The 24,655-nt window shown below is 69.5% G+C and carries 27 protein-coding genes; 13 read left to right on the top strand and 14 right to left on the bottom strand.

Features of this window, described 5'->3' with window-relative positions; translation table 11 throughout:
- The first annotated feature begins 81 nt into the window (after window positions 1–81).
- From lgt to pgeF, 4 genes are read left to right on the top strand one after another with little or no spacing between them, the layout of a single operon-like run.
- Window positions 82–960, top strand: coding sequence for a prolipoprotein diacylglyceryl transferase (gene lgt, locus EDF69_RS06795; protein WP_132883187.1), 879 nt, complete (start codon window positions 82–84; stop codon window positions 958–960).
- A complete protein-coding gene (locus tag EDF69_RS06790) occupies window positions 957–2,003 on the top strand; it encodes a class I SAM-dependent methyltransferase (RefSeq protein WP_425336599.1) in 1,047 nt (348 codons plus the stop codon). The genes lgt and EDF69_RS06790 overlap by 4 nt, the downstream gene beginning before the upstream one ends.
- A complete protein-coding gene (locus EDF69_RS06785; RefSeq protein ID WP_132883186.1) occupies window positions 2,000–2,509 on the top strand; it encodes a GNAT family N-acetyltransferase in 510 nt (169 codons plus the stop codon). The genes EDF69_RS06790 and EDF69_RS06785 overlap by 4 nt, the downstream gene beginning before the upstream one ends.
- A complete protein-coding gene (gene pgeF / locus EDF69_RS06780) occupies window positions 2,506–3,270 on the top strand; it encodes a peptidoglycan editing factor PgeF (protein WP_132883185.1) in 765 nt (254 codons plus the stop codon). The genes EDF69_RS06785 and pgeF overlap by 4 nt, the downstream gene beginning before the upstream one ends.
- Window positions 3,271–3,469: 199 nt before the next feature.
- On the opposite strand, the gene EDF69_RS06775 is transcribed toward pgeF, so the two are convergent.
- A complete protein-coding gene (locus tag EDF69_RS06775) occupies window positions 3,470–3,634 on the bottom strand; it encodes a hypothetical protein (protein ID WP_165890013.1) in 165 nt (54 codons plus the stop codon).
- 111 nt (window positions 3,635–3,745) lie between these two features.
- Here EDF69_RS06775 and tgt point away from each other — a divergent pair, with 111 nt between their 5' ends.
- The 4 genes from tgt to EDF69_RS06755 are packed head-to-tail and all read left to right on the top strand — an operon-like array spanning window position 3,746 to window position 8,963.
- Window positions 3,746–4,876, top strand: coding sequence for a tRNA guanosine(34) transglycosylase Tgt (gene tgt / locus EDF69_RS06770; RefSeq protein ID WP_125961990.1), 1,131 nt, complete (start codon window positions 3,746–3,748; stop codon window positions 4,874–4,876).
- Window positions 4,877–4,895: 19 nt separating this feature from the next.
- The gene (locus tag EDF69_RS06765) at window positions 4,896–5,096 is read left to right on the top strand and encodes a hypothetical protein (protein ID WP_125961989.1); all 201 of its coding nucleotides are present in this window, start codon (window positions 4,896–4,898) and stop codon (window positions 5,094–5,096) included.
- 23 nt (window positions 5,097–5,119) lie between these two features.
- Entirely contained in the window at window positions 5,120–7,966 is a 2,847-nt protein-coding gene (locus EDF69_RS06760) for a M16 family metallopeptidase (RefSeq protein ID WP_132883184.1), read from the top strand.
- 25 nt (window positions 7,967–7,991) lie between these two features.
- Complete coding sequence (locus EDF69_RS06755) at window positions 7,992–8,963, top strand: cell wall hydrolase (protein ID WP_339538015.1); 972 nt, start codon at window positions 7,992–7,994, stop codon at window positions 8,961–8,963.
- A gap of 55 nt (window positions 8,964–9,018) precedes the next feature.
- On the opposite strand, the gene EDF69_RS06750 is transcribed toward EDF69_RS06755, so the two are convergent.
- From EDF69_RS06750 to EDF69_RS06730, 5 genes are all read right to left on the bottom strand, one after another.
- A complete protein-coding gene (locus EDF69_RS06750) occupies window positions 9,019–9,360 on the bottom strand; it encodes a hypothetical protein (protein ID WP_132883183.1) in 342 nt (113 codons plus the stop codon).
- Between the two features lie 237 nt (window positions 9,361–9,597).
- Entirely contained in the window at window positions 9,598–10,008 is a 411-nt protein-coding gene (locus EDF69_RS06745) for a hypothetical protein (protein ID WP_132883182.1), read from the bottom strand.
- Window positions 10,009–10,150: 142 nt separating this feature from the next.
- Window positions 10,151–10,774, bottom strand: coding sequence for a TetR/AcrR family transcriptional regulator (locus tag EDF69_RS06740; RefSeq protein WP_125961985.1), 624 nt, complete (start codon window positions 10,772–10,774; stop codon window positions 10,151–10,153).
- Window positions 10,775–10,796: 22 nt separating this feature from the next.
- The gene (locus EDF69_RS06735; protein ID WP_132883181.1) at window positions 10,797–13,310 is read right to left on the bottom strand and encodes an FtsX-like permease family protein; all 2,514 of its coding nucleotides are present in this window, start codon (window positions 13,308–13,310) and stop codon (window positions 10,797–10,799) included.
- Entirely contained in the window at window positions 13,307–14,005 is a 699-nt protein-coding gene (locus tag EDF69_RS06730) for an ABC transporter ATP-binding protein (protein ID WP_132883180.1), read from the bottom strand. The genes EDF69_RS06735 and EDF69_RS06730 overlap by 4 nt, the downstream gene beginning before the upstream one ends.
- Window positions 14,006–14,070: 65 nt before the next feature.
- On the opposite strand from EDF69_RS06730, the gene EDF69_RS06725 reads away from it, so the two are divergent.
- On the top strand, window positions 14,071–14,754 hold the full coding sequence (locus tag EDF69_RS06725) for an arylesterase (RefSeq protein ID WP_239555349.1): 684 nt from the start codon (window positions 14,071–14,073) through the stop codon (window positions 14,752–14,754).
- Between the two features lie 707 nt (window positions 14,755–15,461).
- Here the strand turns inward: EDF69_RS06725 and EDF69_RS06720 are convergent.
- The 7 genes from EDF69_RS06720 to EDF69_RS06690 all read right to left on the bottom strand — a co-directional run bounded on the left by EDF69_RS06720 (window position 15,462) and on the right by EDF69_RS06690 (window position 21,348).
- Window positions 15,462–15,815, bottom strand: coding sequence for a HesB/IscA family protein (locus tag EDF69_RS06720; protein WP_132883179.1), 354 nt, complete (start codon window positions 15,813–15,815; stop codon window positions 15,462–15,464).
- A 14-nt stretch (window positions 15,816–15,829) separates the two neighbouring features.
- Window positions 15,830–16,300 (bottom strand): SUF system Fe-S cluster assembly protein, encoded by a 471-nt coding sequence (locus tag EDF69_RS06715; RefSeq protein WP_132883178.1) that lies wholly within the window; start codon window positions 16,298–16,300, stop codon window positions 15,830–15,832.
- A complete protein-coding gene (locus EDF69_RS06710; protein WP_132883177.1) occupies window positions 16,300–17,514 on the bottom strand; it encodes a SufS family cysteine desulfurase in 1,215 nt (404 codons plus the stop codon). Before EDF69_RS06710 ends, EDF69_RS06715 begins: the two co-directional genes overlap by 1 nt.
- Window positions 17,511–18,590, bottom strand: coding sequence for a SufD family Fe-S cluster assembly protein (locus tag EDF69_RS06705; RefSeq protein WP_132883176.1), 1,080 nt, complete (start codon window positions 18,588–18,590; stop codon window positions 17,511–17,513). The genes EDF69_RS06710 and EDF69_RS06705 overlap by 4 nt, the downstream gene beginning before the upstream one ends.
- Window positions 18,587–19,330 (bottom strand): Fe-S cluster assembly ATPase SufC, encoded by a 744-nt coding sequence (gene sufC, locus EDF69_RS06700; RefSeq protein ID WP_132883175.1) that lies wholly within the window; start codon window positions 19,328–19,330, stop codon window positions 18,587–18,589. Before sufC ends, EDF69_RS06705 begins: the two co-directional genes overlap by 4 nt.
- Before the next feature lie 72 nt (window positions 19,331–19,402).
- Window positions 19,403–20,866: a Fe-S cluster assembly protein SufB gene (gene sufB / locus EDF69_RS06695; RefSeq protein WP_132883174.1), complete on the bottom strand. Its 1,464-nt coding sequence runs from the start codon at window positions 20,864–20,866 to the stop codon at window positions 19,403–19,405.
- Window positions 20,866–21,348: an SUF system Fe-S cluster assembly regulator gene (locus EDF69_RS06690; RefSeq protein WP_125962022.1), complete on the bottom strand. Its 483-nt coding sequence runs from the start codon at window positions 21,346–21,348 to the stop codon at window positions 20,866–20,868. The genes sufB and EDF69_RS06690 overlap by 1 nt, the downstream gene beginning before the upstream one ends.
- A 181-nt stretch (window positions 21,349–21,529) precedes the next feature.
- Here EDF69_RS06690 and EDF69_RS06685 point away from each other — a divergent pair, with 181 nt between their 5' ends.
- Window positions 21,530–22,537, top strand: a complete 1,008-nt coding sequence (locus EDF69_RS06685) for a quinone-dependent dihydroorotate dehydrogenase (RefSeq protein WP_132883173.1) — start codon at window positions 21,530–21,532, stop codon at window positions 22,535–22,537.
- Window positions 22,538–22,693: 156 nt separating this feature from the next.
- Here the strand turns inward: EDF69_RS06685 and EDF69_RS06680 are convergent, their stop codons facing one another.
- A complete protein-coding gene (locus tag EDF69_RS06680) occupies window positions 22,694–23,011 on the bottom strand; it encodes a 2Fe-2S iron-sulfur cluster-binding protein (protein WP_125961975.1) in 318 nt (105 codons plus the stop codon).
- Window positions 23,012–23,089: 78 nt separating this feature from the next.
- On the opposite strand from EDF69_RS06680, the gene EDF69_RS06675 reads away from it, so the two are divergent.
- From EDF69_RS06675 to EDF69_RS06665, 3 genes are all read left to right on the top strand, one after another.
- Entirely contained in the window at window positions 23,090–23,713 is a 624-nt protein-coding gene (locus tag EDF69_RS06675) for a DNA-3-methyladenine glycosylase family protein (protein WP_132883172.1), read from the top strand.
- Between the two features lie 83 nt (window positions 23,714–23,796).
- Window positions 23,797–24,258 carry a DUF2721 domain-containing protein gene (locus EDF69_RS06670; RefSeq protein ID WP_132883171.1) on the top strand — a complete coding sequence of 154 codons (462 nt, stop codon included), beginning with the start codon at window positions 23,797–23,799 and terminating at the stop codon, window positions 24,256–24,258.
- On the top strand, window positions 24,255–24,647 hold the full coding sequence (locus EDF69_RS06665) for a DUF4345 family protein (protein WP_132883170.1): 393 nt from the start codon (window positions 24,255–24,257) through the stop codon (window positions 24,645–24,647). Before EDF69_RS06670 ends, EDF69_RS06665 begins: the two co-directional genes overlap by 4 nt.
- The last annotated feature ends 8 nt before the right edge of the window (window positions 24,648–24,655 follow it).

Genomic DNA, 24,655 nt, shown 5'->3' with positions numbered 1-24,655 from the left:
GCCAGCCGGCCTGCGCTTCCGCGCTTGGGTTTTCCGGGCGAGCGGCGTACCAGCAGCGCAAAGACTTCCGGAGCCTTCGACTTGATCCTTTCGACGCTTGCCGCCGCCGGCGGCCACATCCGGTTCGACCAGCTGGGGCTCGACCCCGTGGCGCTCGACCTCGGCTTCTTCACGTTGAAATGGTATTCGCTTGCCTATCTGGCCGGCATCCTGGTCGGCTGGTGGTACCTGCTGAAGCTGCTGGCGCAGCCGGGCGCCCCGATGGCGCGCCGCCATGCCGACGACATGGTCTTCTATGCGACGCTCGGCATCATCCTGGGCGGGCGCATCGGCTATGTGCTGTTCTATGGCGAGGACATGTGGTCCGATCCGTGGCGGATCCTGCGCCTGTGGGACGGCGGCATGTCGTTCCACGGCGGCGTGGTCGGCACGTCGATCGGCATCTTGCTGATGGCACGCAAGCACAAGCTCAACTGGCTGCGCATCCATGACTATGTCGCGTGCTGCGCACCCTTCGGGCTGTTCTTCGGCCGGCTCGCGAACTTCGTGAACGGTGAACTGTGGGGCAAGGCGACGGACGTGCCCTGGGGCATCGTGTTTCCCAACACCGTGGCGGGCGGGCTGGATCCGGCGCGCCACCCCAGCCAGCTCTATGAGGCGGGCCTTGAGGGCATTCTTCTCGGCGCGCTTCTCTGGTTCCTGTTCTGGCGCACCAACGCCCGTTATCAGCCGGGCAAGCTCGTCGGCTGGTTCCTGCTGGGCTACGGCCTCAGCCGCTTCTTCGTCGAGTTCTTCCGCGAGGCGGACGAGCAGCTGATGGAGTTCGCGCGGCAGACCGGGCTGCACATGGGCCAGTGGCTGACGCTGCCGATGATCGCGGGCGGCATCTACCTGATCGTCACCGCCAATCGCCGCCGCCAGCGGATCGAGCCGATCGCGGGGTCGGAGAGCGTGGCTTGAGCGAGGGGTCGCTCCCCGACCGGCTCGCCCGCGCGATCACGCTGGGCGGGCCGATCCCGCTGTCCCAGTTCATGGGCGCAGCGAACGCCCATTATTACAACAGCCGCGACCCGCTGGGCGCGCGGGGCGACTTCACGACGGCGCCCGAAGTCAGCCAGATGTTCGGCGAACTGGTGGGGCTGGCGCTTGCCGACGCCTGGCACCGCGCCGGGCGGCCGCCCGCCCGCTATGTCGAGCTCGGGCCGGGCCGGGGAACGCTGGCAGCCGACGCGTTGCGCGCCATGGCGAGCGCAGGGCTCAAGCCGCAGGTGCACTTCATCGAGACGAGCGCCACGCTGCGCGCCGCGCAGAAGGAGCGCGTGCCCGACGCCGAATGGCACGTCGACCTGGTCGGGGTTCCCGACGACGGCGCGCTGCTGGTGGTGGCGAACGAGTTCTTCGACGCCCTTCCCATCCGGCAACTCATCAAGACCGTCGAGGGCTGGCGCGAGCGGCTGGTCGCCTGCCAGGACACGCTGTTCCTGCCGATCGCCGGCACCACCGGCTTCGACCCGATCGTGCCGGAGGCGCTGCGCGACGCACCCCCGGGCTCGATCCTGGAGACGGCGCCCGCCGCCGTCGCGGTGATGCGCCAGCTGGCGAAGCGGCTGGTGGCGCAGGGCGGCACCGCGCTGGTGATCGACTATGGCTACACCGGGCCCGCGATCGGCGACTCGCTGCAGGCGGTGCGCGAGCATCAATTCGCCAATCCGTTCGACACGCCCGGCGAGGTGGACCTCACCGCCCATGTCGACTTCGGGACATTGCTGGAGGCCGCACGGGTCGAGGACGCCAAGGGATATGGCCCGCTCGAACAGGGGTTCTGGCTGACCGCGCTCGGCATCGACGCGCGGGTGGCGACGCTCGCGCTCGCCAGCCCGGAGCGCGCGCAGCAGATCGCCGACGATCGCCAGCGGCTGGTCGCGCCCGACAAGATGGGCGAGCTGTTCAAGGCGATCGCCGTCACCGCGCCCGACTGGCCGGCGCCGGCGGGGTTCGCATGATCCTGCGCGACGCGCTGCCGGCGGACGGGCCGGCGCTGTCGGAGATGGCGAAGCGCTGCTACTGCGACACCTTCGGCACGCTCTACCGCGCCTCTGATCTGGCTGCGTTCCTCGACGCCACCTTCGGCGAGAACGGCCTGCCTTCGCATCTGTCGGATCCGGCCTACAAGATGCGGCTGGCCGAGGCGGAAGGCGGCGCGATCGCCGGCTTCGCCAAGCTGGGCCCCGTCGTTTTCCCGGGCGACTGGGGTGCGCGGACCGTCGAGCTGCACCAGCTGTACGTGCTCGGCCCTTGGCAGGGTGAAGGCGTGGCGCCAGCGCTGATGGACTGGGCGCTCGCCACCGCCCGCGCCCAGGGCGCCGACCGGCTGGTGCTGAGCGTCTACGTCGACAACCATCGCGCCCAGCGCTTCTACGCGCGCTACGGCTTCGTCGAGGTCGGTCGCTATGAATTCGTCGTCGGCGAGCAGGTCGACGACGACCGAATCTGGAGCCTGGATCTGTGAACCATCCCGAAGTGATCCGCGCCGCCACGCTGGCAGGCGTGCCGCACGGCTTCCTCGGCCGGCGCGGCGGGGTGTCGAGCGGCATCCATGCCGGGCTGAACGTCGGGCTGGGCTCCGAAGATGCCGCCAAAGTGGTGGCGGAGAACCGTCGCCGCGCGACCGAGGCGGTGCTGCCGGGAGCGCAGCTGGTGACGCTGTTCCAGGTCCATTCCGCCGAGGCGGTCGTGGTGACGCAGCCGTTCGAGCAGGCCCTGCGCCCGCACGCCGACGCGCTGGTGACGGACCGGCCGGGCCTCGCCCTCGGCATTCTCACGGCGGACTGCGCGCCGGTGCTGCTCGCCGACCGTGAGGCGGGCATCGTCGGGGCTGCGCACGCGGGTTGGAAGGGCGCGATCGGCGGCGTCACCGACTCCACGCTGGCGGCAATGGAGCAGCTGGGCGCCAGGCGGGAGCGGATCGCTGCTGCGGTCGGTCCCTGCATCGCGCGCGCCAGCTATGAGGTGGATGCCGACTTCGTTCGCCGCTTTGCCGAAGCCAATCCGGAGAACGAACGCTTCTTCACCGACACGCGAGAAGGCCACGCCCAGTTCGACCTGGAGGCCTATGTCGTCCACCGGCTCGCAAGCGCCGGCGTGCGGCGGATCGAGGCGCTCGGCCTCGACACCTATGCCGATCCGGAGCGGTTCTTCAGCTACCGCCGCGCGACCCACCGCGGCGAACCGGATTATGGACGGCAGATCGCGATCATCGGGCTGGAATAGACCTTCAACATCCCCGTTCGTGCTGAGTAGGGGCTGAGCTTGTCGAAGACCCGTATCGAAGCATCCCGTCCTTCGATACGCCATTTCGACTTCGCTCAATGGCTACTCAGGACGAACGGTGGTGGTTCTGGGGCCTTCCCGCGTCTACTTCGTCATGCCAGCTAAGGCTGACATCCTTTCGCGCGGCCGAAAAGGGCCCTCACCCGCCGCCGATCCCCTCGATCACCTTGCCGGTGCCCTCGCATTCCGGACACTCCACGCCGTTGATCCGCCCGCTGCCGCTGCAGCGCGGGCAGAGGTTCTCGCCGGTGCCGGGCGTACCGGGTGCGGCGTCGTCGCCGGGCGACAGGGGTTGTTCGGCCATGGCATGCTCCTCTTCCTCACGCGTCGAAACGCACCGGAGCGGCCGACGCTCCCTGCACGGGAAGCGTGATCGCGGCTCGACAGCGGCAGCGCGCGGCGGCATCAGGCGGGCATGTCCCCTCGTTTCGACTTCACCATCCACGCGACCGACGGCCGCGCCCGCACCGGCGAGATCGCGATGCGCCGCGGCACCATCCGCACCCCTGCCTTCATGCCGGTCGGCACCGCCGCCACCGTGAAGGCCGTGAAACCCGCGGACGTGCGTGCCTCGGGCGCCGACATCCTGCTCGGCAACACCTATCACCTGATGCTGCGCCCGGGCGCCGAGCGCGTGCACCGGCTGGGTGGCCTCCACGGCTTCATGGGCTGGGACCGGCCGATCCTGACCGACAGCGGCGGCTATCAGGTGATGAGCCTGTCCGAGCTCACCAAGCGCTCCGAGGACGGCGTCGAGTTCAAGAGCCACCTCGACGGCTCGCGCCATCTGCTGAGCCCCGAACGCTCGATGGAGATCCAGCGGCTGCTCGGGTCCGACATCGTCATGGCGTTCGACGAGCTGGTGCCGACCACCGCCACCCGCGACGTGCAGGCGCGCGCGATGGAGCGCTCGATGCGCTGGGCGAAGCGCAGCCGCGACGGCTTCGATTCGGGCGGCGCCCATGCCGAGGGTGCGGCGCTGTTCGGCATCCAGCAGGGCGCGCTCGATCAGGAGTTGCGCCGAGAGTCGGCGGATGCGCTGAAAGACATCGGCTTCGACGGTTATGCGATCGGCGGCCTCGCGGTCGGCGAGGGCCAGGAGGCGATGTTCGGCGTACTCGACTATGCGCCCGGCCAGCTCGACGCGGCCAGGCCCCGCTACCTGATGGGCGTTGGCAAGCCCGACGACATCGTCGGTGCGGTCGAGCGCGGCGTCGACATGTTCGACTGCGTGCTGCCGACCCGCTCGGGCCGCACCGGCCAGGCGTTCACCCGCACCGGCCCAATCAACATCCGCAACGCGCGCTTTGCCGAGGACACGGGGCCGCTCGATCCCGAATGCCCCTGCCCCAGCTGCACCGGGTGGAGCCGCGCCTATATCCATCATCTGGTCCGCGCGGGCGAGATCCTGGGGGCGATGCTGATGACCGAGCATAATCTGTGGTTCTACCAGCGGCTGATGGCGGACCTGCGCGCGGCAATTGCGGCGGGCAGCTTATCCATGTTCGCCAACGACTTCCGGACGCGCTATTCCAGTCGCGGATGATCGTACTCGGAGAAGAGCAATGACCGACACGCACCCGATCAACGAAGTCGAGGCCGCCTGCAAGGACGCCAAGCGCGTGCGCGAAGCCGCGGCCGAAACCGCCGATATCGAGCGGCCCAAGCGCTGGCCCGCCGTTCCGATCAGCATCGGCGTCGGCATCGGCTCGGCGGCGCTCACCGCCGCGCTGCTCTACGCAAACCGCTCCCGTACCAAGCGCTGACCCGCGCACCGCAAGGCTGATCGATGCACCCTTTCCGCGCGGCGCTGCTGCTCGCCACTGCACTTGTTCCCGCAACCGCCGCCGCACGGCAGCACGCCCCCGCCGCATCGACCGCGAAGCCACCAGCACCGGCCCCGGTCGCACCGCTCGCCTATACCGAGCGGACGCTGGCGAACGGCCTCAGGGTCTATGCGATCCGCGACACCTCCACCGCCAACGTCGCGGTGCAGGTCTGGTATGACGTCGGCTCGAAGGACGATCCGCGCGGGCGATCGGGCTTTGCGCACATGTTCGAGCATCTGATGTTCAAGCAGACGCGCAACCTGCCGTCCGAGGCGTTCGACCGGCTGACCGAGGACGTGGGCGGCTACAACAACGCCTCGACGGCCGACGACTACACCAACTATTTCGAAGTGGTGCCGGCCAATCATCTTGAGCGGCTGCTGTTCGCCGAGGCCGATCGCATGGCGACGCTGGTCGTGGAGCCGACCAGCTTCGCCTCCGAGCGGGGCGTGGTGAAGGAGGAGCTGCGCAGCCGCGTGTTCGCGCAGCCCTATGGCAAGCTGTTCGGCTTTTACCTGCCGATGATTTCCTACACCCGCCATCCCTATGCGCGGCCGGGGATCGGCAGCATCGAGGATCTGGACGCGGCCACGATCGACGACATCCGCGCCTTCCACGCGACCTATTACCGGCCGGACAACGCCGTGCTGGTGGTCGCCGGCAACTTCGACCCCGCCGAGCTTGACCGCTGGGTGGACCAGTATTTCGCGCCCGTAGCCAAGCCCGACCGGCCGATCCCGCGCGTGGCGGTGAAGGAGCCCCCACGCACCGCCGCCACGCGGCACGTCGTCCATGCCGAGAACACGCCGCTCCCCGCAGTGGTGCTGAGCTACCAGGTTCCGCCCGACAACCACCCGGACCAGGCCGCACTCGCGGTGCTGAACGCGGTGCTTTCGACCGGGCGCAACTCGCGGCTGTACCAGGCGCTGGTCTATCGCGATCAGCTCGCCCAGTCGGCCGAGACCTATCTGGACAGCAAGAAGGACACCGGCGTGCTCGCGGCCTATGCGATCGCTGCTGGGGGCAAGGACATCGGCGCGGTAGAAGCCGGGCTGAAGCGGGAAGTGGCACGGCTGCGCGATGCGCCGGTCTCCGCCGCCGAACTGGCGGAGGCCAAGAACGAGATCCTGGCGGCCGCACTCGCCCGGCGCGAAACCGCCGAGGGGCGTGCCTTCACGCTCGCCAACAGCGTGATCGTCAACGGCGATCCCCGCGCCGCCGACCGCCAGCTCGCCGCGATCGCCAAGGTCGATGCCGCCGCGGTCCAGCGCGTCGCCCGCCGTTATCTGGGGGAGAACCAGGGGGCGGTGCTGCAATATCTGCCGCAGGCCGAGGGTGCAGCCCCAGACGACTCGATCCGTATCGCCCCCACCGTCGAGACCCGCGCGCTGACCATTCCCGCCGGGGTGGCGCTGCATCAGGTCGCATCGGAGGCCGAACGCAAGCCGCTGCCACAGCCGGGTCCTGCCGCCACCGCGGCGCTTCCCGCGCGGACGGAGACGCGGCTCGCAAACGGGCTGCGGCTCGTAACCGTGCCCAAGCCCGGCCTGCCGCTGGTCGCCGCGACCTTGGTCGTCGACACGCGTGAGCTCTCCGCGCCCGGCCGCCGCCCGGAACCGAGCCAGTTCGCGACCGAGCTGCTGACCGAAGGCACCCGCGCCCGCTCCGCCACGCAGATCGCGGCGGAGGTGGAGGCGCTGGGCGCATCGCTCGACACCGACGCAGAGGACGACGGCGCGAGCGTCTCGCTGCTGGTGGGCACCAACGGGCTCGCTCCGGCGATGGGCATCCTGGCCGATGTGGTCCGCAATCCCGCCTATGATCCCAAGGAGATCGAGCGGGTCCGTACCCAGTGGATTGACGCGCTCCAGATCGAACAGTCGGATCCCGGCTCGCTCGCAGGCAAGGTCGCGGCGCGCGCGGTGTTCGGCGACAGTCGCTATGGCAAGGTTGGCACGGAAACCAGCTATCGTGGCGTCACTCGCGAGCAGATCGTCGCCTCCCATGGCGAAGCCTGGCGGCCGGATCGCGCGACGCTGATCCTGGTCGGCGACATCACGCCCGCCAAGGCGCAGGCCATGGCCGAGCAGCTGTTCGGCGACTGGCAGGCAAGCGGCGCCAGCGCCGCGGCACCGGCGGAGCCCGCGCTTCCAGCGAAGCCCCGCGTCGTCGTGGTCGACCTGCCTGGCAGCGGGCAGGCGGCGGTGGTGGTCTCGCGCGCGGCGCTGTCGCGCGGCGATCCGCGCTTCCCGGCCGCGCGGCTGGCGAGCACGGTGCTGGGCGGCGGCTTCTCGTCGCGGCTCAACCAGGAAATCCGCATCAAGCGCGGGCTTTCCTACGGGGCACGCAGCGCCCTTGCCGGCGATCGTGGCGTGGGCCCGTTCAGCGCCACCGTGCAGACCAAGAACGAGTCCGCGCCCGAGGTGGTGGACCTGATCGTCGCGGAGCTGCGCCGCATCGGCCGCGATCCGGTGCCGGCCGCCGAGCTCGCGACGCGCAAGGCGGTGCTCTCGGGCGGCTTCAGCCGCGATGTCGAGACGCGCGGCGGCCTGGCGGGCAAGCTCGGCGCCTATGTGCTGGCGGGCCAGCCGGTGAACGCGATCGACAATGCGCTCGCAGAGATCGAGGGCGTCGATGCGCAGGCGGTGCAGCAGGTGGCGGCGCAGGTGCTCGACCCGGCCGGCGCGAGCATCGTCGTGGTCGGTGATGCCAAGCAGTTCGCGGACACGCTGCGCCAGCGCTACCCGCAGGCCGAGGTGATCCCGGCCAGCGCGCTCGACCTCGACACGCCGAAGCTGACGCGCTGATCGGGGCAAGGGCCAGGGAGTGACGGTGCGGCGCCTGGGACGGATTGGCAGGCGACAGGTCGCGGTGACGACGGCGGCCGCGGCCGCCCTGGCCTTCTCGCTGCATGCGGGGCGCATCGCGCTCGACCAGCAGCAGCGCGCCGCCGCCCGCCGCATGGCCCTGCCCCCCCGCAGCACCGCGCAGGCGGAGGCGCCGCCCTTCTCCGGCGCGCTCGCGGCACCGCAGGCCGGCACCACCGGCACCGCGCCGCTGCCGGACCTGCCGATCCCCGCGCTCGCCGCCATGGAGGGAGACGGGTCGATCGTGCCCGCCCGCCCCTTTCGCGCGCGCGGCAGCGTGCTCGACCAGGCGCGTGCGCTCGAATGCCTCACGGCCGCAGTCTATTACGAGGCGGCGAACGAGCCCGACGACGGGCAGCGCGCGGTGGCGCAGGTGGTGCTCAATCGCGTCCGCCATCCCGCCTTCCCGGCAACCGTGTGCGGCGTGGTCTACCAGGGATCGGAGCGGCGGGGCTGCCAGTTCAGCTTCGCCTGCGACGGTGCCATGGCCCGGCGGCGCGTCCCCGCCGCCTGGGCACGCGCGCGGCGCGTCGCGGCACAGGCGCTGAGCGGCGCGGTGTTCGCGCCGGTGGGGCTCGCCACTCACTATCACACCTATGCGGTCACCCCGGCGTGGAACCGCTCGCTGGTGATGACGGGCGCGTTCGGGGCGCATTTCTTCCACCGCTGGAAGGGGTGGTGGGGGACGGCCGATGCGTTCAGCGACCGCTACGCCGGGCGCGAGCCCCCGCCGGGGCCGCACCTGCCCTCGCCGCTCGACCCGCTCCCGCTTCCGGAAACCGCTGCGGGCGCAGCTCCGCCCCCGACGCTGCAACCGGGCACCGACGCGCCCGAAGTGCGCCCCGCACCCACTCCGGCGCCGCCCGCGGCCGAAAACAAGCTGCCGGAATCGACGGTGCTCGACCGGTGGAAGGACTCGGGCAAGCCGTTGCGCTGAAACGAACGACGCCCCGCCGTTACCGGCGAGGCGTCCTGGTTCGCGATCGTCGGGCTCAGCGGCGGGGGCCGTGATATCCCTGGCGATCATGCTTCTGATACTTGGTGCGTGCCATCAGCCGGTCGAGCCGTTGGTCGAGGTCACGCCGCTCGCCCACCGAGAGGCCACCGCCGCTGCGGCGATAGCGATTCTCGAGCTGCGCGATCTGGCGGTAGTCGGCGCGGAGGCGAGTGGCCTCGCGACGATCGAGGCGGCCGCTGCGCACGCCTTGGTCGATGCGGTGCTCGACAGTTGCCTGGCGCTGGTTGATGTTCTGCCACGGCGCCGCGCTCGCGGCGGTGGGCAGCGCGGCCGCGGCGATCCCCAGGCCCGCGATCATCAGTGCGATCTTCTTCATGGCTACACTCCTCAAATCCGACCTTCGTCCGGTCGAGAAGCAATTTGGGGCCGCGCCGTCGCTGGATCGTGTCAGCAATAGCGCTTTTGTGTCGCCGATTGTCGCAAGTGCGACGGCGTCGTTCATCTTCGGCCACCCCGGGTTGGAGCGTTCTGCCTGCATAAAAAGCGGGCGGCCCGCCGGAAGACGGACCGCCCAAGGGGGAATGGTCGGGAGGGAACGGAAGTCGTGCGCGTCTCAGGCTGCGCGGGTGCGCGTGCTCGCCAGCCGGCCGCGGCCGATGCTGGTCAGCAGCGTCTCGAACTGGTGGGTGCTGAACCCTGCGGAGAAGAAGCGGGCGATCTCGGACTTGGGCAGGTTGTCGCCGCGGTGCCAGGCAAGCACCGACAAGCGGCGCAGCGCCTCCAGCTTGGGATCGGCGAGCGGCAGGCGCGGGCGGGCGCCGAACAGCGACCCCAGCGCCGTCAGGAGCGGGCCGGGCTGACGGAGGCTTCCCAGGCGTTCCTTGCGGGCGATCGCCACGACCGACCATTCGAGCGGCGACAGCCCGGCCTGGACGGGCACCGGATCGGCCTGCGGCACGATGGGAGCCGCCGCCGCCTTTGCAGCGGCAGCGCCGCCCAACTCGCTGAATGTCAGATAGCCCATGGCCTTCCCTCGATCTCGGATGGGGCAGGTCCACGGCGGTGCCGTCGTCGTCCCCTCAATACCTACTGACCGGTACAGAAGACGATTCGCTCCGTCAACGGGATATTTGTACCCGTTGGTAGTTTTTAGCGAAACCCAGCGTTCAGGCGCTCGGCCACATCGCCAGGCTGGTATCGACCAAGGCGTTCAACGCCTCGCTGCTGGCACCCGCGCCCGCCTGCACCGTCATGCCCTGGAGAATGGCCACCAGGTAGGCGGTAAGACCCTGCGGATCGACGTGCGCGGGCAGGTCCCCCTCGGCCTTCGCGCGCTCGAAACGGGCCACCAGCGCGGCCTGCGAAGAGGCGCGCCGCTTCAGGACTTCCTCGCGGATCGACTCCGCGTCCGCCCCGCAGGCGACCGAGCTGATCACGCCCAGGCAGCCGCGCGGCCCGGAGGTGCTCGCGTGGCTTTCCACCGCGCCGCGCAACAGCCGCTCGGCGACTTCGCGGGCGGTCGGCGCTTCCAGCGCGACGCTGATATAGCTGAGCTTTTCGCGCTCGTAGAGGTCTAGCGCCTTGCGGAACAGCGACTCCTTGTTGCCGAAGGCGGCATAGAGGCTCGGGCGCGTGATCCCCATCGCCTCCGTCAGGTCGGACAGCGAAGCGCCCTCATAGCCCTTGCTCCAGAACACCCGCAGCGCGGCGGCCAAGGCTTCCTCGACATCGAATTCGCGGGGACGACCCCGTCCGGAACAGCAAAGCGCGGCTTTCATAATTCCCGTCATATAAGCAACTTAGCGCTCACGGCTAGAGCTGACGCAAGGCGCGTGCCGGACGAATGCCCAGGATCGGAAGCGCGCCAAGGATGCCGATGACCAGCGTCACCCCCGCCCCGACCGCAAGCGTCCCCAACACGGCCGGGTAGTCCGGCAGCCATTCGAACGCGAACACCTCCACCACGACGTACCAGGCGCCCACCAGGCCGAGCGCCAGCGCCAGGGCCGTGATGGCAGCACTCAGCAACGCATATTCGAGCGCCTGCACCGCCAGCACCTGCGCCCGCGTGGCGCCCAGCGTCTTCAGGATCACGCCGTCATAGGTGCGCGCCTCCCGCGCCGCGGCGACCGCGCCGATCAGCACGGCAATGCCCGCGAGGATCGTGACGGAGGCGGCGGCGGCGATGGCGGTGGCCATCTGGCTGACGATCGTGCGCACCTGCTCCACGACGCCGCGCACCTCGACCACGGAGACGGAGGGGAAGCGCGGCAGCAGTGCACGGGTGACCGCGCCCTCCTGCCCCTTCGCCAGGTCGATCGTGGCGGCCAGGTTGTGCGGCACGTCGGAAATGGCGTTGGGACTGAACACCATCACGAAGTTGAAGCCCAGGCTGTCCCAGTGGATGCGGCGGAAGGAGGCGACGCGCGCCTCCCGCTCGACTCCGAGCACCGAATAGCGGATCGGGTCGCCGATCTTGAGGTCCAGGGCCCGCGCGAGATCGACGTCGAGCGACACCAGCGGCGGGCCGGCATAGCCGGCCGGCCACCATCTCCCCTCCACCAGTTCGTTGCGCTCCGGAAGCGTCTCCGAATAGGTGAGGCCACGCTCACCCCGAAGGGCCCAGGCACCTTCCGGCAGGGTCTCGAGGTCGGCAACGCGCGTCCCGGCATAGGCCGTGATCGTGCCGCGCATCAGCGGGACCATCCGCAGCTCTGCCTGGGGCGCAACGCCGGTGACCGTGCGGCGGAACAGATCAACCTGGTCGCGGGGCACGTCGAGCGCGAACAGCGCCGGCGCCTTTTGCGGGATGGTCTCGCGGATGTTCGCGTCGATGCTGGTGCGGATCGCCGCCAGCAGCACGAACAGCGTGAGGCCCAGCCCCAGCGCCACCACCAGCGTGACCGTACGCGCGCCCGGCCGGTGGAGCCCGGTGAGCGCCAGTCGCAGCAGCGGGCCACGCGGCCGCGGCAAGCGCGCCGCGAGCCAGCGCACACCCCAGCCGAAGGCCGCCAGAAGCAGCAGCGTGCCGGCGATGGTGGCGAAGAAGCTGGCGGTGAACCACGGCTGCTCGGCGGTGGCGACCGCAATCGCGACCACCAGGAGCCCCGCCCCGCCCGTCCACGGCAGCACTCGCCGCCAGGGCGCGCGCCGCAGATCGAGGCTGCCGCGCAGCAGGCCCGCGGCCGGCACGGCGCCCGCCCGAACCAGCGGCGGCGCGGTGAAGGCGAGCGCGGTCAGCAGGCCATAGCCGGCGGCGAGCGCCAGCGGTGCCGGATGGATCGCGAACTCCGGTGCCACCGGCAGCACGTCGCCCGCCACCCATAGGATCAGCGGCACGGCGGCGATGCCGGCCACCAGCCCCAGCAGGATGCCGACGCCGGCGACCACCGCGACCTGAAGCAGGTAGACGCGCGCGATGCCGCCCGAGGTCGCGCCCAGCACCTTCAATGCGGCGATGCTGCCGCGGCGGGTCGCCAGATAGGAGCCCACGCCATTGCCGACGCCGATCCCGGCGATGGCCAGCGCGGCAAGCCCCACCAGCACCAGGAACTGGCCCATGCGGTCCAGGAAGCGCGCTGCGCCCGGCGAGGCGCGGTCGCGGGTCTTCGCCTCCCATCCGCCATCGGGGAAGGCGGCCTTGATCGCCTCCGCCGCCGCGTCCGGCGCGCGATCGGCGGGGAGCGCGATCCGGTACTTGGTCTCATAGAGGCTGCCCGGCTGGATCAGCCCGGTGCGGGCGACACCGTCCAGCGAGACGATCGCGACGGGGCCGAGGGTAAAGCCCTCCCCAAGCCGGTCCGGCTCGTCGGCGATGATACCCGCGATGGTGAAGCGGGCGCTTCCCAGGCGAAGCTGCTGCCCCATGCCGACGGACAACCGCTCCGCAAGGCCGGGGGCGATCCAGACGCGCGTCGGGTCGGCGGGATGGGCGATGCTGCCATCGGCAAGGCGCAGGTTGCCGTAGAGCGGGTAGCTGCGATCCACCGCCTTGAGCGTCACGGGAACCGTCTGGGGGCTCTCGGCACCGCCATCTCGCACGGCCATCGCCTGCATGCCGGTGGTCTCGGAAACCCTGCCGAGCCGGGCAAAGGCTGCGCGCTCCGCCTCGGTCGCGGCACGTTGCGAGGTGGCGAACTCGACGTCGCCGCCCAGGATCGCGGCGCCGCGCGCCTTGAGCTCGCCGTCGATCGCGGCCGACAGGCTGCCGATCGCCGCCAGTGCCCCAACGCCCAGGAACATGCACACCAGCAGCAGCCGCAAGCCGCGGAACCGCCCGTGCAGTTCCCGGCGTGCGAGCCGCCAGGCCAGCCGCCACTCGTTCACTTGGTCTCGTCCCGCACGATCCGTCCGTCTGCCAGGGAGACGATGCGGTCGCAGCGCTCGGCAAGCGCGGGATCATGGGTGATGACGACCAGCGTCGCGCCGGTGGCCGCGCGCCGCTCGAACAACAGGTCCATGATCGCGGCGCCGGTTGCGGCATCGAGGTTGCCGGTCGGCTCGTCGGCGAACACGATCTCCGGCCGGCCGGCGAGCGCACGGGCGATCGCGACGCGCTGCTGCTCGCCACCCGAAAGCTGCGCGGGATAATGGCGGAGGCGATGGCCGAGCCCGACCGCCTGCAGTTCCGCCTCGGCGCGCGCGAACGCATCCATGTCGCCGGCCAGTTCCATCGGGACGGCGACATTCTCGAGCGCGGTCATGGTGGGCAGCAGGTGGAATGCCTGGAGCACGATGCCGATCCGTCCCCGCCGCGCCCGTGCCAGCGCATCCTCGTCGAGCGCGCCGAAGTCGAGGCCGGCCACGTGCACGCTGCCGCCCGTCGCCCGCTCCAATCCGGAAAGCACCGCCATCAGCGACGACTTGCCGGAGCCCGACGCGCCGAGCAGCGCCAGGCTGCTGCCGCGGGCCACGGACAGATCAATCCCGCGCAGGATCGGCGTGGCGGCGTCGCCGTTGCCGAGGGTCAAGGTGACATCACGCGCGGCGATCACCATATCGCCGTGGTTCGTTTCGGGCATGTCGGAGGATCGCATTGGAGGATGGTAGCTTTCGTTATGGAGCGGGTACGCTGCTTCTCCAAGCCTTGCTGCTCGCAGGCTGCGATGATCGACGGGCGCAAGGGGTTCCGGCCGAACAGGCGAACGTACCGGTGAACGGCGCGCAGGCGGCCGCGGCACCCGCGGCAAGCGTGCCCCAGGGTCCCGAGCGGCTGGTGCTGGCGTTCGGCGACAGCCTCTATGCAGGCTACGGCCTGGCGCGCGGGCAGAGCTTCCCGGACGGCTTGCAGACAGCGCTCCGCGGTGCCGGCATTAACGCGACGGTGGTGAACGCAGGCGTGTCCGGCGACACGACTGCGGCGGGGCGGCAACGGCTCGCCTTCTCGCTCGACAATCTGAAGCGCACGCCGGACCTGGTGGTGCTGGGCCTGGGCGGCAACGACGTGCTGCGCCAGATCCCGCCGGCCATCACCCGCGAAAACCTGAAGGCGATGCTGGACGAGCTGAAGCGCCGCAAGATTCCCGTCGTGCTGACCGGCATGATGGCGCCGCCGAACCTGGGGGCGGACTATGCCGGCGCGTTCAACCGCATCTTCCCGGAGTTAGCCGAGGAGTATGACGCGGTGCTCTACCCGTTCGTGCTGAACGGCGTAATCGGCAACCCCGCGCTGATGCAGGCCGACCGGGTGCACCCGAACGCCAAGGGCGTGCAGCAAATGGTCACGCGGATCGCACCGGTCGTGACGGAGCGGCTGCAGCGGCTGAGTTGAGGCGGCACGTGTGAGGAGATCGGACGCTCCCGCCCGCTGCGAGCGACGGCCGATGCGCTGCCGCCAATCATCCTGAAGAGAAAGACGTTATCGACGACTTGTAGCACCATTGCCTCTTGCGGACGCCTTCTGCACCCAGCACTCGTATAGCTCCCCAGACCGGAGGCCCAAGTGTCACGGAGCGGCAGGCGAGAGTGGCGAGGCATTGGCTGTGCTCTGCTGATCGGGGCCTCGGTTGCGTTCCCGGCAGGGATCATCGTCGGCATCCACGGGTCGTCCGAGCCTCCGAAAGATCCGAGCAGACCCATCACGGCCGGAATTGGAGGCGCATCCGGCAGGGACGTATATTCCCCTCGCGTGCTGACGGACCCGTATGTTCTTGAACAACAGCGAAAGTTGGTCGAGGCGCTGGAGGCGAGTTGTCGCCAGTCCGACCTTCATTGCGAGGAGGCGAAGCAAGCCCGGCTCCGCCTCGACGAAGCCCAGGCGCAACAATAGTCGGCTCGCGGCACCCGCATGAGACGCACCGCCCCCGCGGCTCTGCGGGAGCTGCGGCCCGGCCTTTGTCCACCGTGCTCCTGCGCAGGCAGGAGCCTAGGGTTTCAGGCGCTGTCCTTCGTGGCCCTGGGCTCCTGCCTACGCAGGAGCACGGCCTCGGCTTGGCGATGGAGACAGCTAAACCGCCCCTGCCTCGGCGGAGGTGATCCTCAGACCGTGAAGCTTTCCCCGCAGCCGCAGGCGCCCTTGGCGTTGGGGTTGTTGAACACGAAGCCGGCGGTGAAATCGTCCTCGACCCAGTCCATGGTCGAGCCGACCAGGTAGAGGATCGAGCCGCCGTCCACGAACAGCGTGCCGCTTGGCGTATCGATGCGCTCGTCGAACGGCTTGGCCTCGGTGACATAGTCGACCGAATAGGCGAGGCCCGAACAGCCGCGGCGCGGGGTCGAGAGCTTGACGCCGATCGCGCCCATGGGCGCCTTGGCCATCAGGTCGGCGATGCGCTGCTCGGCCGACGGGGTCAGCGTCAGCGCAGCGGGACGGGGGCGAAAGGTGGTGGCCATGTCTCGTTCCTCCCTTACAGCATTCCGAGTTCGAGCTTGGCCTCGTCGGACATCTTCTGCGGGTCCCAGGGTGGATCCCAGACGAGGTTCACCTCGGCCGTGCCGACGCCCGGTACCGCCCCGACGCGTAGCTCGACCTCACCCGGCATCGACTCCGCGACCGGGCAGTGCGGCGTCGTCAGCGTCATGGTGACGGCGACATGGCCGCCCTCAGCGACGTCCACGCCGTAGATCAGCCCCAGGTCATAGATGTTGACCGGGATTTCGGGGTCGAAGATTTCCTTCAGCGCCGCGATGACGCCGTCGTAGATCTCGCCGCCCGGCTCGCCGGCTGACTGCGGCTCCGGCTTTTGCGCGAGGAAGCCGTCCAGATAGTCGCGGCGGCGCGGCTCGGCCGCCGTGTCGACGACCTCGTCCACGCGCGCCCGACGCGGTGCATCCACCGTGTCGACCTCTTCCACCGCGATCTTGCGTGTCTCGTCCATTAGCCGAAGATCCTGCTCACTCGTTCCAGTCCGCGCACCAGTGCGTCCACATCGGCCTGGGAATTATAGACGCCGAAGCTCGCGCGCGCGGTCGCCGGCACGCCGAGCCGGTCCATCAGCGGCTGTGCGCAATGGTGGCCGGCGCGGATCGCCACGCGTTCCTCATCCAAGATGGTGCCGATGTCGTGCGGATGCACCCCCTCGATCGCAAAGCTGACGATGCCGGCGGAGTCCTCCGGCCCGAAAAGCGTGACCGAGTTGATCCGTCCCAGCCCCTCGCGTGCCGCCGCGACCAGCGCCGTCTCGTGCGCATGGATGGCGTCGAGGCCGATGCCCGCGACATAGTCGATCGCGGCATGCAGCCCGAGCACGCCGACGATGTGGGGCGTTCCCGCCTCGAACCGGCCCGGCGGCGGCGCATAGGTGGTGCGCTCGAACGTCACCCGGTCGATCATCGACCCGCCGCCCTGGTACGGCGGCATGGCCTCCAGTAGTTCGCCCCTGCCCCACAGCACGCCGATGCCGGTGGGGCCATAGAGCTTGTGACCGGAGAAGACGTAGAAGTCGCATCCGAGCTTCGTCACGTCCACCGGCAGCCGTGCGACCGCCTGGCAGCCATCGATCAGGATCTTCGCGCCAACCCCATGTGCAAGCGCAGTCGCGCGCTGCACGTCCAGCACCGAGCCGAGCACGTTGGAGACATGCGCGAGCGCCACGAGCTTATGCTCCGGCCGCAGCATCTGCTCCATCACGTCCAGGTCGATGCGGCCGTCGGTGGTGAGCGGCACGACATCGATCGCGGCACCTACGCGCTCAGCGACCATCTGCCACGGCACGATGTTGCTGTGGTGCTCCAGCATCGACAGCAGGATGCGGTCGCCCGCCTTCAGCTGCGTGCCGGCCCAGCATTGCGCGACCAGGTTGATCCCCTCGGTCGCACCACGGGTGAAGACGATCTCGTCCGACGAGCCCGCGCCGATGAAGCTCGCCACCCGCCGCCGCGCCGCCTCATAGGCCAGCGTCATGTCGGCCGAGCGCTGGTAGACGCCGCGGTGGACGGTGGCGTAGGTCTCGCCATAGCCACGCGCAATCGCGTCGAGCACCGGCCGTGGCTTCTGCGCGGTGGCGGCGGTATCGAGATAGGCATAGCCGGCCGGGATTGCCGGGAAGTCGGCGATCACGTCGAGCGGCCGGGTATCGGCGAGGATGCTCACAGCGCCGCTTCCAGCCAGCGATCGGCGTCCGCCACGAACGCCTCGCGCACCGTCTTCTGGCCAATGCGGTCGAGCGAGTCCGCCACGAACGCGCGGGTCAGCAGCGCCTTGGCGCGCGGGCGCGGCACGCCGCGGCTCTGGAGATAGAAGAGCGCGCGGTTATCGAGTTCGCCCACGGTCGCGCCATGCGCGCACTTCACGTCGTCGGCAAAGATCTCGAGCTCAGGCTTCAGGTTCACGGTCGCCGTGCGCTGGAGCAGGATGCCGCGCAGCGACTGCTCGCCATCGGTCTTCTGCGCGCCGCGGGCGACGTCGACGCGGGCGGCAAGACTCGCGGCCGAACGGTCGGCGGCGACCGCGCGCCAGGTCTGGTGGCTGGTGCCGCGCTCGGCGGCGTGGCGCACGGTGACCGCGCATTCCTGACGCTGGTCGCCGCGGGTCAGCAGCGCGCCGCCCATTTCAGCATAGGCATCGGTGCCGCTCACCACGAGTTCGCCGTCGATGCGGCTGCCCATGCCGCCCGCACCCAGGAAGGTTGCGGCATAGCTCGCCGCCTGGCCGACATCGACCTCGTCGCGAATCGAGACGAAGCCGTCCGCCTGGATCAGCCGCACCGAACGCATCAGCCGCGCACCACGTGCGAGTTCGATGCGGGTCTGGCGATTGGCCCAGCCGCTGCCGACGAAGGTCTCGACCACCGACGCCGCAGCATCGGCCGCGAGCGCGATGAACCCGCGCAGATGATTGTCGCCGCCCGAGCCCAGATGGACGATCTGGATCGGATCGGTCACCGCCTCCTGGCCCAGGTCGAGCGCCCAGCCCTCAAGCTGACCGAAACGCGCGAGCGGGTGCTCGCTCGTCCAGGCGCGGCGGCCCACGGTCACCGGCCCCGGCGCGCTGCGCTCCGCGTCAAAGACGCCGTCGACGAACACCAGCCGCGGGCCCTCGAGCGGCAGCAGCGCGGCATCGAGATCGGGCGCGGGCCCACGCGGGCTCTCGGCCGCACGCTGCAGCGCCGGCAGGTCCGCCCAGCGCCACCGCTCCAGCTTGGGCGACGGAAGTTCGAGGGTGCTCACGCCGCCACCTGCGCGTAGCCCTCGCGCTCCAGCTCGAGCGCGAGTTCGGCACCGCCGGTGCGCACGATCCGCCCGTCGGCAAGCACATGGACCACGTCCGGCTTCACGTAATCGAGCAGCCGCTGATAATGGGTGATCAGGATCACCGCCTTGTCGGGCGCGCGCATGATGCGGTTGATGCCGTCGCCGACGATGCGCAGCGCGTCGATGTCGAGGCCGGAGTCGGTCTCGTCCAGGATCGCGAGCGTGGGATCGAGGATGCCCATCTGCACCATCTCGTTGCGCTTCTTCTCGCCGCCGGAGAAGCCAACGTTGACCGGGCGCTTGAGCATTTCCGCGTCCATGCTGAGCGCATCGGCCTGCGCACGGGCGAGCTTCAGGAACTCGCCGCCCGACAGCGGCTTTTCGTCGCGCGCCTTGCGCTGGGCGTTCAGCGCCTCGCGCAGGAACTGGACGTTGGAGACGCCGGGGATCTCGACCGGATACTGGAAGCCCAGGAACAGGCCGGCAGCCGCGCGTGCGTCCGCCTCCATCTCCAGCAGGTCCTCGCCCGCGAAGGTCACCGAGCCTTCGGTCACCTCATAGCCCGGACGCCCGCCGAGCACATAGCCGAGCGTCGACTTGCCGGCGCCGTTCGGCCCCATGATCGCGTGCACCTCGCCCGCATTCACGGTCAGCGTCAGGCCCTTGAGGATCGGCTTGCCGTCGATCTCGGCGTGCAGGTTTTCAATCTTCAGCATGGATGACTTCCAGAACTTTCCATTGTCCGGGCAGCGCGCGCCGCCCCGTAGTACCAAGCGCCCTTGCGTCGATCAGCCGACCGAGCCTTCGAGCGAGATCCCCAGCAGCTTCTGCGCCTCGACCGCGAACTCCATGGGCAGCTGCTGCAGCACCTCGCGCGCGAAGCCGTTGACGATCAGCGCCACCGCCGCTTCCTGGTCGAGCCCGCGCTGCATCGCGTAGAACAGCTGGTCCTCGCTGATCTTCGAGGTCGTCGCCTCGTGCTCGATCTGCGCCGAGGGGTTGCGCACCTCGATGTACGGAACCGTGTGCGCGCCGCACTGGTCGCCGAGCAACAGGCTGTCGCACTGGGTGAAGTTGCGGACGTTCTCGGCGGTCGGGCCGACGCGCACCAGCCCGCGATAGGTGTTGTCCGAGCGGCCGGCGGAAATGCCCTTCGACACGATCGTCGAGCGCGACCCCTTGCCCAGATGGATCATCTTGGTGCCGGTATCGGCCTGCTGGCGATTGTTGGTGACGGCCACCGAATAGAATTCGCCGACGCTGTTCTCGCCCGCCAGCACACAGCTCGGGTATTTCCAGGTGATGGCGGAGCCGGTCTCGACCTGCGTCCACGACACCTTCGAATTCTTGCCCTGGCACAACGCCCGCTTGGTGACGAAATTGTAGATGCCGCCGACGCCGTTCTCGTCGCCCGGGTACCAGTTCTGGACGGTCGAATATTTGATCTCGGCATCGTCCAGCGCGACCAGCTCGACCACCGCGGCGTGCAGCTGGTTCTCGTCGCGCATCGGCGCGGTGCAGCCCTCGAGGTAGCTGACGTACGCACCCTTGTCGGCGACGATCAGCGTGCGCTCGAACTGGCCGGTGTTTTCCGCATTGATGCGGAAATAGGTCGACAGCTCCATCGGGCAGCGCACGCCCTCCGGCACATAGACGAAGGTGCCGTCGGAGAAGACCGCGGAGTTCAGCGTCGCGAAGTAATTATCCCGCTGCGGCACGACCTTGCCGAGCCACTTGCGGACGAGATCCGGGTATTCCCGGATCGCTTCCGAGATCGAGCGGAAGATGACGCCGGCGGCCTCCAGCTCCTTGCGGAAGGTGGTGGCGACCGAGACGCTGTCGAACACCGCGTCGACCGCGACCTTGCGCGCGCCCTCGACGCCGGCGAGCATCTTCTGCTCCTCGATCGGGATGCCGAGCTTTTCATAGACGCGCAGGATCTCGGGATCGACCTCGTCCAGGCTGCCGAGCTTCGGCTTCGCCTTGGGCTCGGCGTAATAATAGGCGTCCTGATAGTCGATCGGCGGGACGTTGAGCTTCGACCAGTCCGGCGCCTCCATGGTCTGCCACAGGCGGAACGCCTTCAGCCGCCAGTCGAGCATCCATTCGGGCTCGCCCTTCTTGGCGCTGATGTAGCGGACGGTGTCCTCGCTCAGCCCCTTGGGCGCGAAGTCCTGCTCGATGTCCGAGGAGAAACCCCACTCGTACTTCTTGTTCGCGGCGGCGAGCGCCTCTGCGTTCTTGGTAGCCATTATGCGTGCACTCCGGCACCCGGGCGAAGCGCGGGGTCCAGTTGGGAAAGGGTTGGTTCAACAGGCTCGGGGCCTGCAGAAGAAGAAATCGTCGCCAGGCTGACCGAGGCGAGCGCGTCGCGGACCAGCGCGTTGACGCCGCCCCAATGGGGACGCACCCGGCAGCTGCCCTCCACCGCGCAGTCGTGGCGGTCGGCATCCACGCAGGTGGTGAGGGCGATGGGCCCTTCCACCGCCTCCACGATGTCGGCGAGCGAAATCGCCGCTGCGGGCCGTGCCAGCCGGAAGCCGCCGGCAGCCCCACGCCCGGTCTCGACGAGCCCGGCGGCCGACAGGCGGCTCACCAGCTTCTGGACGGTCGGCAGCGGCAGGCCCGTGTCCTCGGCCAGACGCGTCGCGTTGAGCCGCGCTACGCCACCGCAGTGGCGCGCGGTCGCGCTCATCATCACGACGGCGTAGTCGGCAAGGCTGGAAAGTCGCATGGCTCCCAATCGGATCATTCCGGTCGGAATTGCAAATGGGAGCAGCGACCCTTGGGGTCAACCGGATTTTGCAGGCGCGAAGGCTTCTTCGGCGTTATTGTTCCGATTACAGTAATCGGCCGGCCGCGCCGGGACACTCGCAGGCTTTGACCCCCCTTGCCGCCGCTGCCATAGCCTGGCCATGCGCTTCTACCATCCCCTGCTGTTCTCGCTCGATGCCGAGCGTGCGCACCGCCTGACGATCCGCATGCTGGCCGCCTGGGGTGCCGCCGGCACGCCGCTGGCCCCCGGTGCCGCCCGCGAGATGCCAGTCACGATCGCAGGGCTGCGCTTCCCGAACCCGGTCGGGCTCGCGGCGGGCGTCGACAAGGATGCGGAGGCCGTCGTCGGCTTCTTCGCGCTCGGCTTCGGTTCGGTCGAGGTCGGCACGCTCACCCCGCGCCCGCAGCCGGGCAATCCGCAGCCGCGGCTGTTCCGGCTGGTGGAGGACCGCGCGGTCATCAACCGCATGGGGTTCAACAACGGCGGGCTCGACGCGGCGCTCGACCGCATCGCCCGCATGCCCGAGCGCCGCGGCGTGCTCGGCATCAACGTCGGCGCCAACAAGGAATCGGTGGCAGGCGACAGCGCCATTGCGGATTATGTCGCCGGCGTCACCAAGGCAGCGCCCTTCGCCGACTATCTGACGATCAACATCAGCTCCCCCAACACGCCGGGCCTGCGCAACCTGCAGGCACAGCCGGCGCTGGGCGAGCTGATCGCCGCCTGCGACGCGGCGCGTCACCTGGCGATCCGGCGGGTGCCGCTGTTCCTGAAGGTGGCGCCCGATCTCGATCGCGCCGGGCTGGAGGTCGCCGCCCGCGCTGCGATCGACGGCGGCATCGACGCGCTGGTCGTCTCCAACACCACCATCTCGCGGCCGGCGGGCCTGCGGTCGGGGAATGCGGGCGAAACGGGCGGGCTTTCGGGGGCGCCGCTCGCCGCGCTCGCCCGCGCCAAGCTTGCCGAGGCGCGCGACATCACCGGCGGGCAGCTGCCGCTGGTGTCGGTCGGCGGCATCGGCTCGGCGGATGAAGCCCAGCGTCGGCTGGATGCGGGTGCCAGCCTCGTCCAGCTCTACTCGTCGCTGGTGTTCGAGGGGCCGGGGCTGGCCCGGCGCATCGTCGCCGGATTGAAGCCCAGCGCCTGAAGCATCAGGAAAATATGTCCGTTCGTGCTGAGTAAGGGCTGAGCGAAGTCGAAGTCCCGTATCGAAGCACCGTGGCGGTCCTTCGATACGCCATTTCGACTACGCTCAATGGCTACTCAGGACGAACGGGTGGGTTCAACGTTCGTGCCCCTAGCCTCAGTCCTCGGCGGCGATCGTCACGCGCAGGCCGTCGAGGGCCGGGGTGAACTGGATCTGGCACGACAGGCGCGAGCGTTCGTCACGGTCCGACGTGCTGTCGAGCAGCTCGTCTTCGTCCTCGCTCATCTGCGGCAGCAGCGGCAGGAATTCCGCGTCGACATGGACGTGGCAGGTCGCGCAGCTGCAGCAGCCGCCGCACAGCGCCAGCAGTTCGTCGAAGCCGGCGTCGCGGATCACTTCCATCACGCTCAGGCCGACCTCTGCGGGCACGCTGCGTTCTTCTCCTTCGCGCGTGGTGACGGTAAGCGTGGGCATGCATTTTCTCCAGAACAGCTGTCAGGGCATTGGCGACCGCCGCCGCCAAATTCAAGGCGCACGGGCTCGGATGCCGGCATGGGCCTGAGCGCACAACAGCTGCGCGAGGCGCTGGATGCCCTCGCCGCGATCGAGCCGGCGTTCGCCGCGGCGGTCGGGCGCGTCGGCTATCCTCCGCCGCGCATTCGCGAGCCCGGCTATGCGACGCTGCTGCGCACGATCGTCGGCCAGCAGGTGAGCGTCCATGCCGCCGCCGCCGTCTGGGGCCGGCTGGAGGAGGCGCTGGGCGCAGTCGAGGACCCCGCCCGTCTTGCCGCCGCAAGCGACGAGACGCTGCGCGCCGCCGGGCTCTCCCGGCAGAAGATCGGCTATGCCCGCAGCCTGGCCGACGAAGTGGCGAGCGGGCGACTGGACCTGGCCGCGCTGCCGGCGGACGACGAGGAAGCGATCACCGCGCTTACCCGCATCAAGGGGATCGGGCGCTGGTCGGCGGAAATCTACCTGTTGTTCGCGGAGGGGCGGCCGGACATCTGGCCGGCCGGCGACCTCGCGGTGCAGGTGGAGGTCGGGCGCATCCTGGGCCACGCCGAACGCCCGAACGAGAAGCTGGTGCGGGTGTTGGCGGAAGGCTGGAGGCCACACCGCGGGGCCGCCGCGATCCTCGCCTGGCACCATTACAACAGCAAGATGGAGGTGATCTGAACGCCCGGCGCGGTTCGACCGGGCGGCGCCCCGACGCCACCATTTCGCTTGCGCAACCCTGACGGCCCACGAATAACGGGCGCGTGGCTTTCTCTCCCGTCCTCTCCACCGTCGCAGAAACGATCCAGGTCGCGATCGCGCCCGTCTTCCTGCTCGCCGGCCTCGGCGCGATCCTCAACGTGATGGTCGGGCGGCTCGCCCGCATCGTCGACCGCTCGCGGCAGCTGACCACCCTGCAACTGCGCGGCGACGATCCCGAGCGAATCCAGCACGTCCAGGAACTGCGGCTGATCGACGGGCGCATCCGCATGATCAACAATGCGGTCTATCTGGTCGTCATGGCGGCGATCGCGATCTGTTTGGTGGTGGCGATGCTGTTCGTCGCCGAACTGGGCAATTTCCAGATCGGGCAGGTGATCGCGGTTGCCTTCATCGTCTCGATGCTGCTGCTGACCGGCGGGCTGATCTGCTTCCTGATCGAGATCCACATGTCCGTGCGCGCGATCCGCGTCCGCTCCGACCTGCTCGAACTGCCGCTGCCGTGACTTGGGAGCGCCGGCTGCTGCAGGCGGTCGTCGCGCTCTTGTGCCTGATCCCGCTGTCCACGGCGAGCGTCGGCATCCTGCGCGGGGCCGAGTGGCTGGCGCATGACGTCGTGCGCGCGGACCTCGACAGCCATTTCCGCTACCTGTCCGGCGTGTTCTTGGGGCTAGCCCTGGGCTTTGCCAGCTGCATTCCCGCCATCGAGCGGCAGGGCGCGCGCTTTCGCCTGCTGGGGATGATGGTGGTGATCGGCGGGCTTGCCCGGGAGTGGTCGCTGATCGAGGTTGGCCCGCCGTCGACGGGGCATCTGGTCGGGCTGTGCGTCGAGCTGGGGGCGGTGCCGCTGGTGCTGCTGTGGCAGGCGAGCCTGCAACGCCGCTGGCGCGGTTAGATCTTCGT

Origin of the sequence: Sphingomonas sp. JUb134, from assembly GCF_004341505.2 — a bacterium.
In the GTDB taxonomy this organism is placed as follows: Bacteria; Pseudomonadota; Alphaproteobacteria; order Sphingomonadales; family Sphingomonadaceae; genus Sphingomonas.
The sequence above is the reverse complement of the archived record's forward strand: the minus strand, read 5'-3'. Positions and strand labels throughout refer to the sequence as shown.

What these genes read in the sequence shown, in the direction of transcription:
- EDF69_RS06775 (WP_165890013.1), bottom strand. Translation starts at nt 3,634, where the DNA reads ATGGCCGAACAACCCCTGTCGCCCGGCGACGACGCCGCACCCGGTACG.
- EDF69_RS06720 (WP_132883179.1), bottom strand. Translation starts at nt 15,815, where the DNA reads ATGGCCACCACCTTTCGCCCCCGTCCCGCTGCGCTGACGCTGACCCCG.
- tgt (WP_125961990.1), top strand. Translation starts at nt 3,746, where the DNA reads ATGTCCCCTCGTTTCGACTTCACCATCCACGCGACCGACGGCCGCGCC.
- EDF69_RS06765 (WP_125961989.1), top strand. Translation starts at nt 4,896, where the DNA reads ATGACCGACACGCACCCGATCAACGAAGTCGAGGCCGCCTGCAAGGAC.
- EDF69_RS06675 (WP_132883172.1), top strand. Translation starts at nt 23,090, where the DNA reads ATGGGCCTGAGCGCACAACAGCTGCGCGAGGCGCTGGATGCCCTCGCC.
- EDF69_RS06690 (WP_125962022.1), bottom strand. Translation starts at nt 21,348, where the DNA reads ATGCGACTTTCCAGCCTTGCCGACTACGCCGTCGTGATGATGAGCGCG.
- EDF69_RS06740 (WP_125961985.1), bottom strand. Translation starts at nt 10,774, where the DNA reads ATGACGGGAATTATGAAAGCCGCGCTTTGCTGTTCCGGACGGGGTCGT.
- EDF69_RS06680 (WP_125961975.1), bottom strand. Translation starts at nt 23,011, where the DNA reads ATGCCCACGCTTACCGTCACCACGCGCGAAGGAGAAGAACGCAGCGTG.
- EDF69_RS06730 (WP_132883180.1), bottom strand. Translation starts at nt 14,005, where the DNA reads ATGCCCGAAACGAACCACGGCGATATGGTGATCGCCGCGCGTGATGTC.
- sufB (WP_132883174.1), bottom strand. Translation starts at nt 20,866, where the DNA reads ATGGCTACCAAGAACGCAGAGGCGCTCGCCGCCGCGAACAAGAAGTAC.
- EDF69_RS06745 (WP_132883182.1), bottom strand. Translation starts at nt 10,008, where the DNA reads ATGGGCTATCTGACATTCAGCGAGTTGGGCGGCGCTGCCGCTGCAAAG.
- EDF69_RS06785 (WP_132883186.1), top strand. Translation starts at nt 2,000, where the DNA reads ATGATCCTGCGCGACGCGCTGCCGGCGGACGGGCCGGCGCTGTCGGAG.
- EDF69_RS06750 (WP_132883183.1), bottom strand. Translation starts at nt 9,360, where the DNA reads ATGAAGAAGATCGCACTGATGATCGCGGGCCTGGGGATCGCCGCGGCC.
- EDF69_RS06760 (WP_132883184.1), top strand. Translation starts at nt 5,120, where the DNA reads ATGCACCCTTTCCGCGCGGCGCTGCTGCTCGCCACTGCACTTGTTCCC.
- EDF69_RS06715 (WP_132883178.1), bottom strand. Translation starts at nt 16,300, where the DNA reads ATGGACGAGACACGCAAGATCGCGGTGGAAGAGGTCGACACGGTGGAT.
- sufC (WP_132883175.1), bottom strand. Translation starts at nt 19,330, where the DNA reads ATGCTGAAGATTGAAAACCTGCACGCCGAGATCGACGGCAAGCCGATC.
- EDF69_RS06685 (WP_132883173.1), top strand. Translation starts at nt 21,530, where the DNA reads ATGCGCTTCTACCATCCCCTGCTGTTCTCGCTCGATGCCGAGCGTGCG.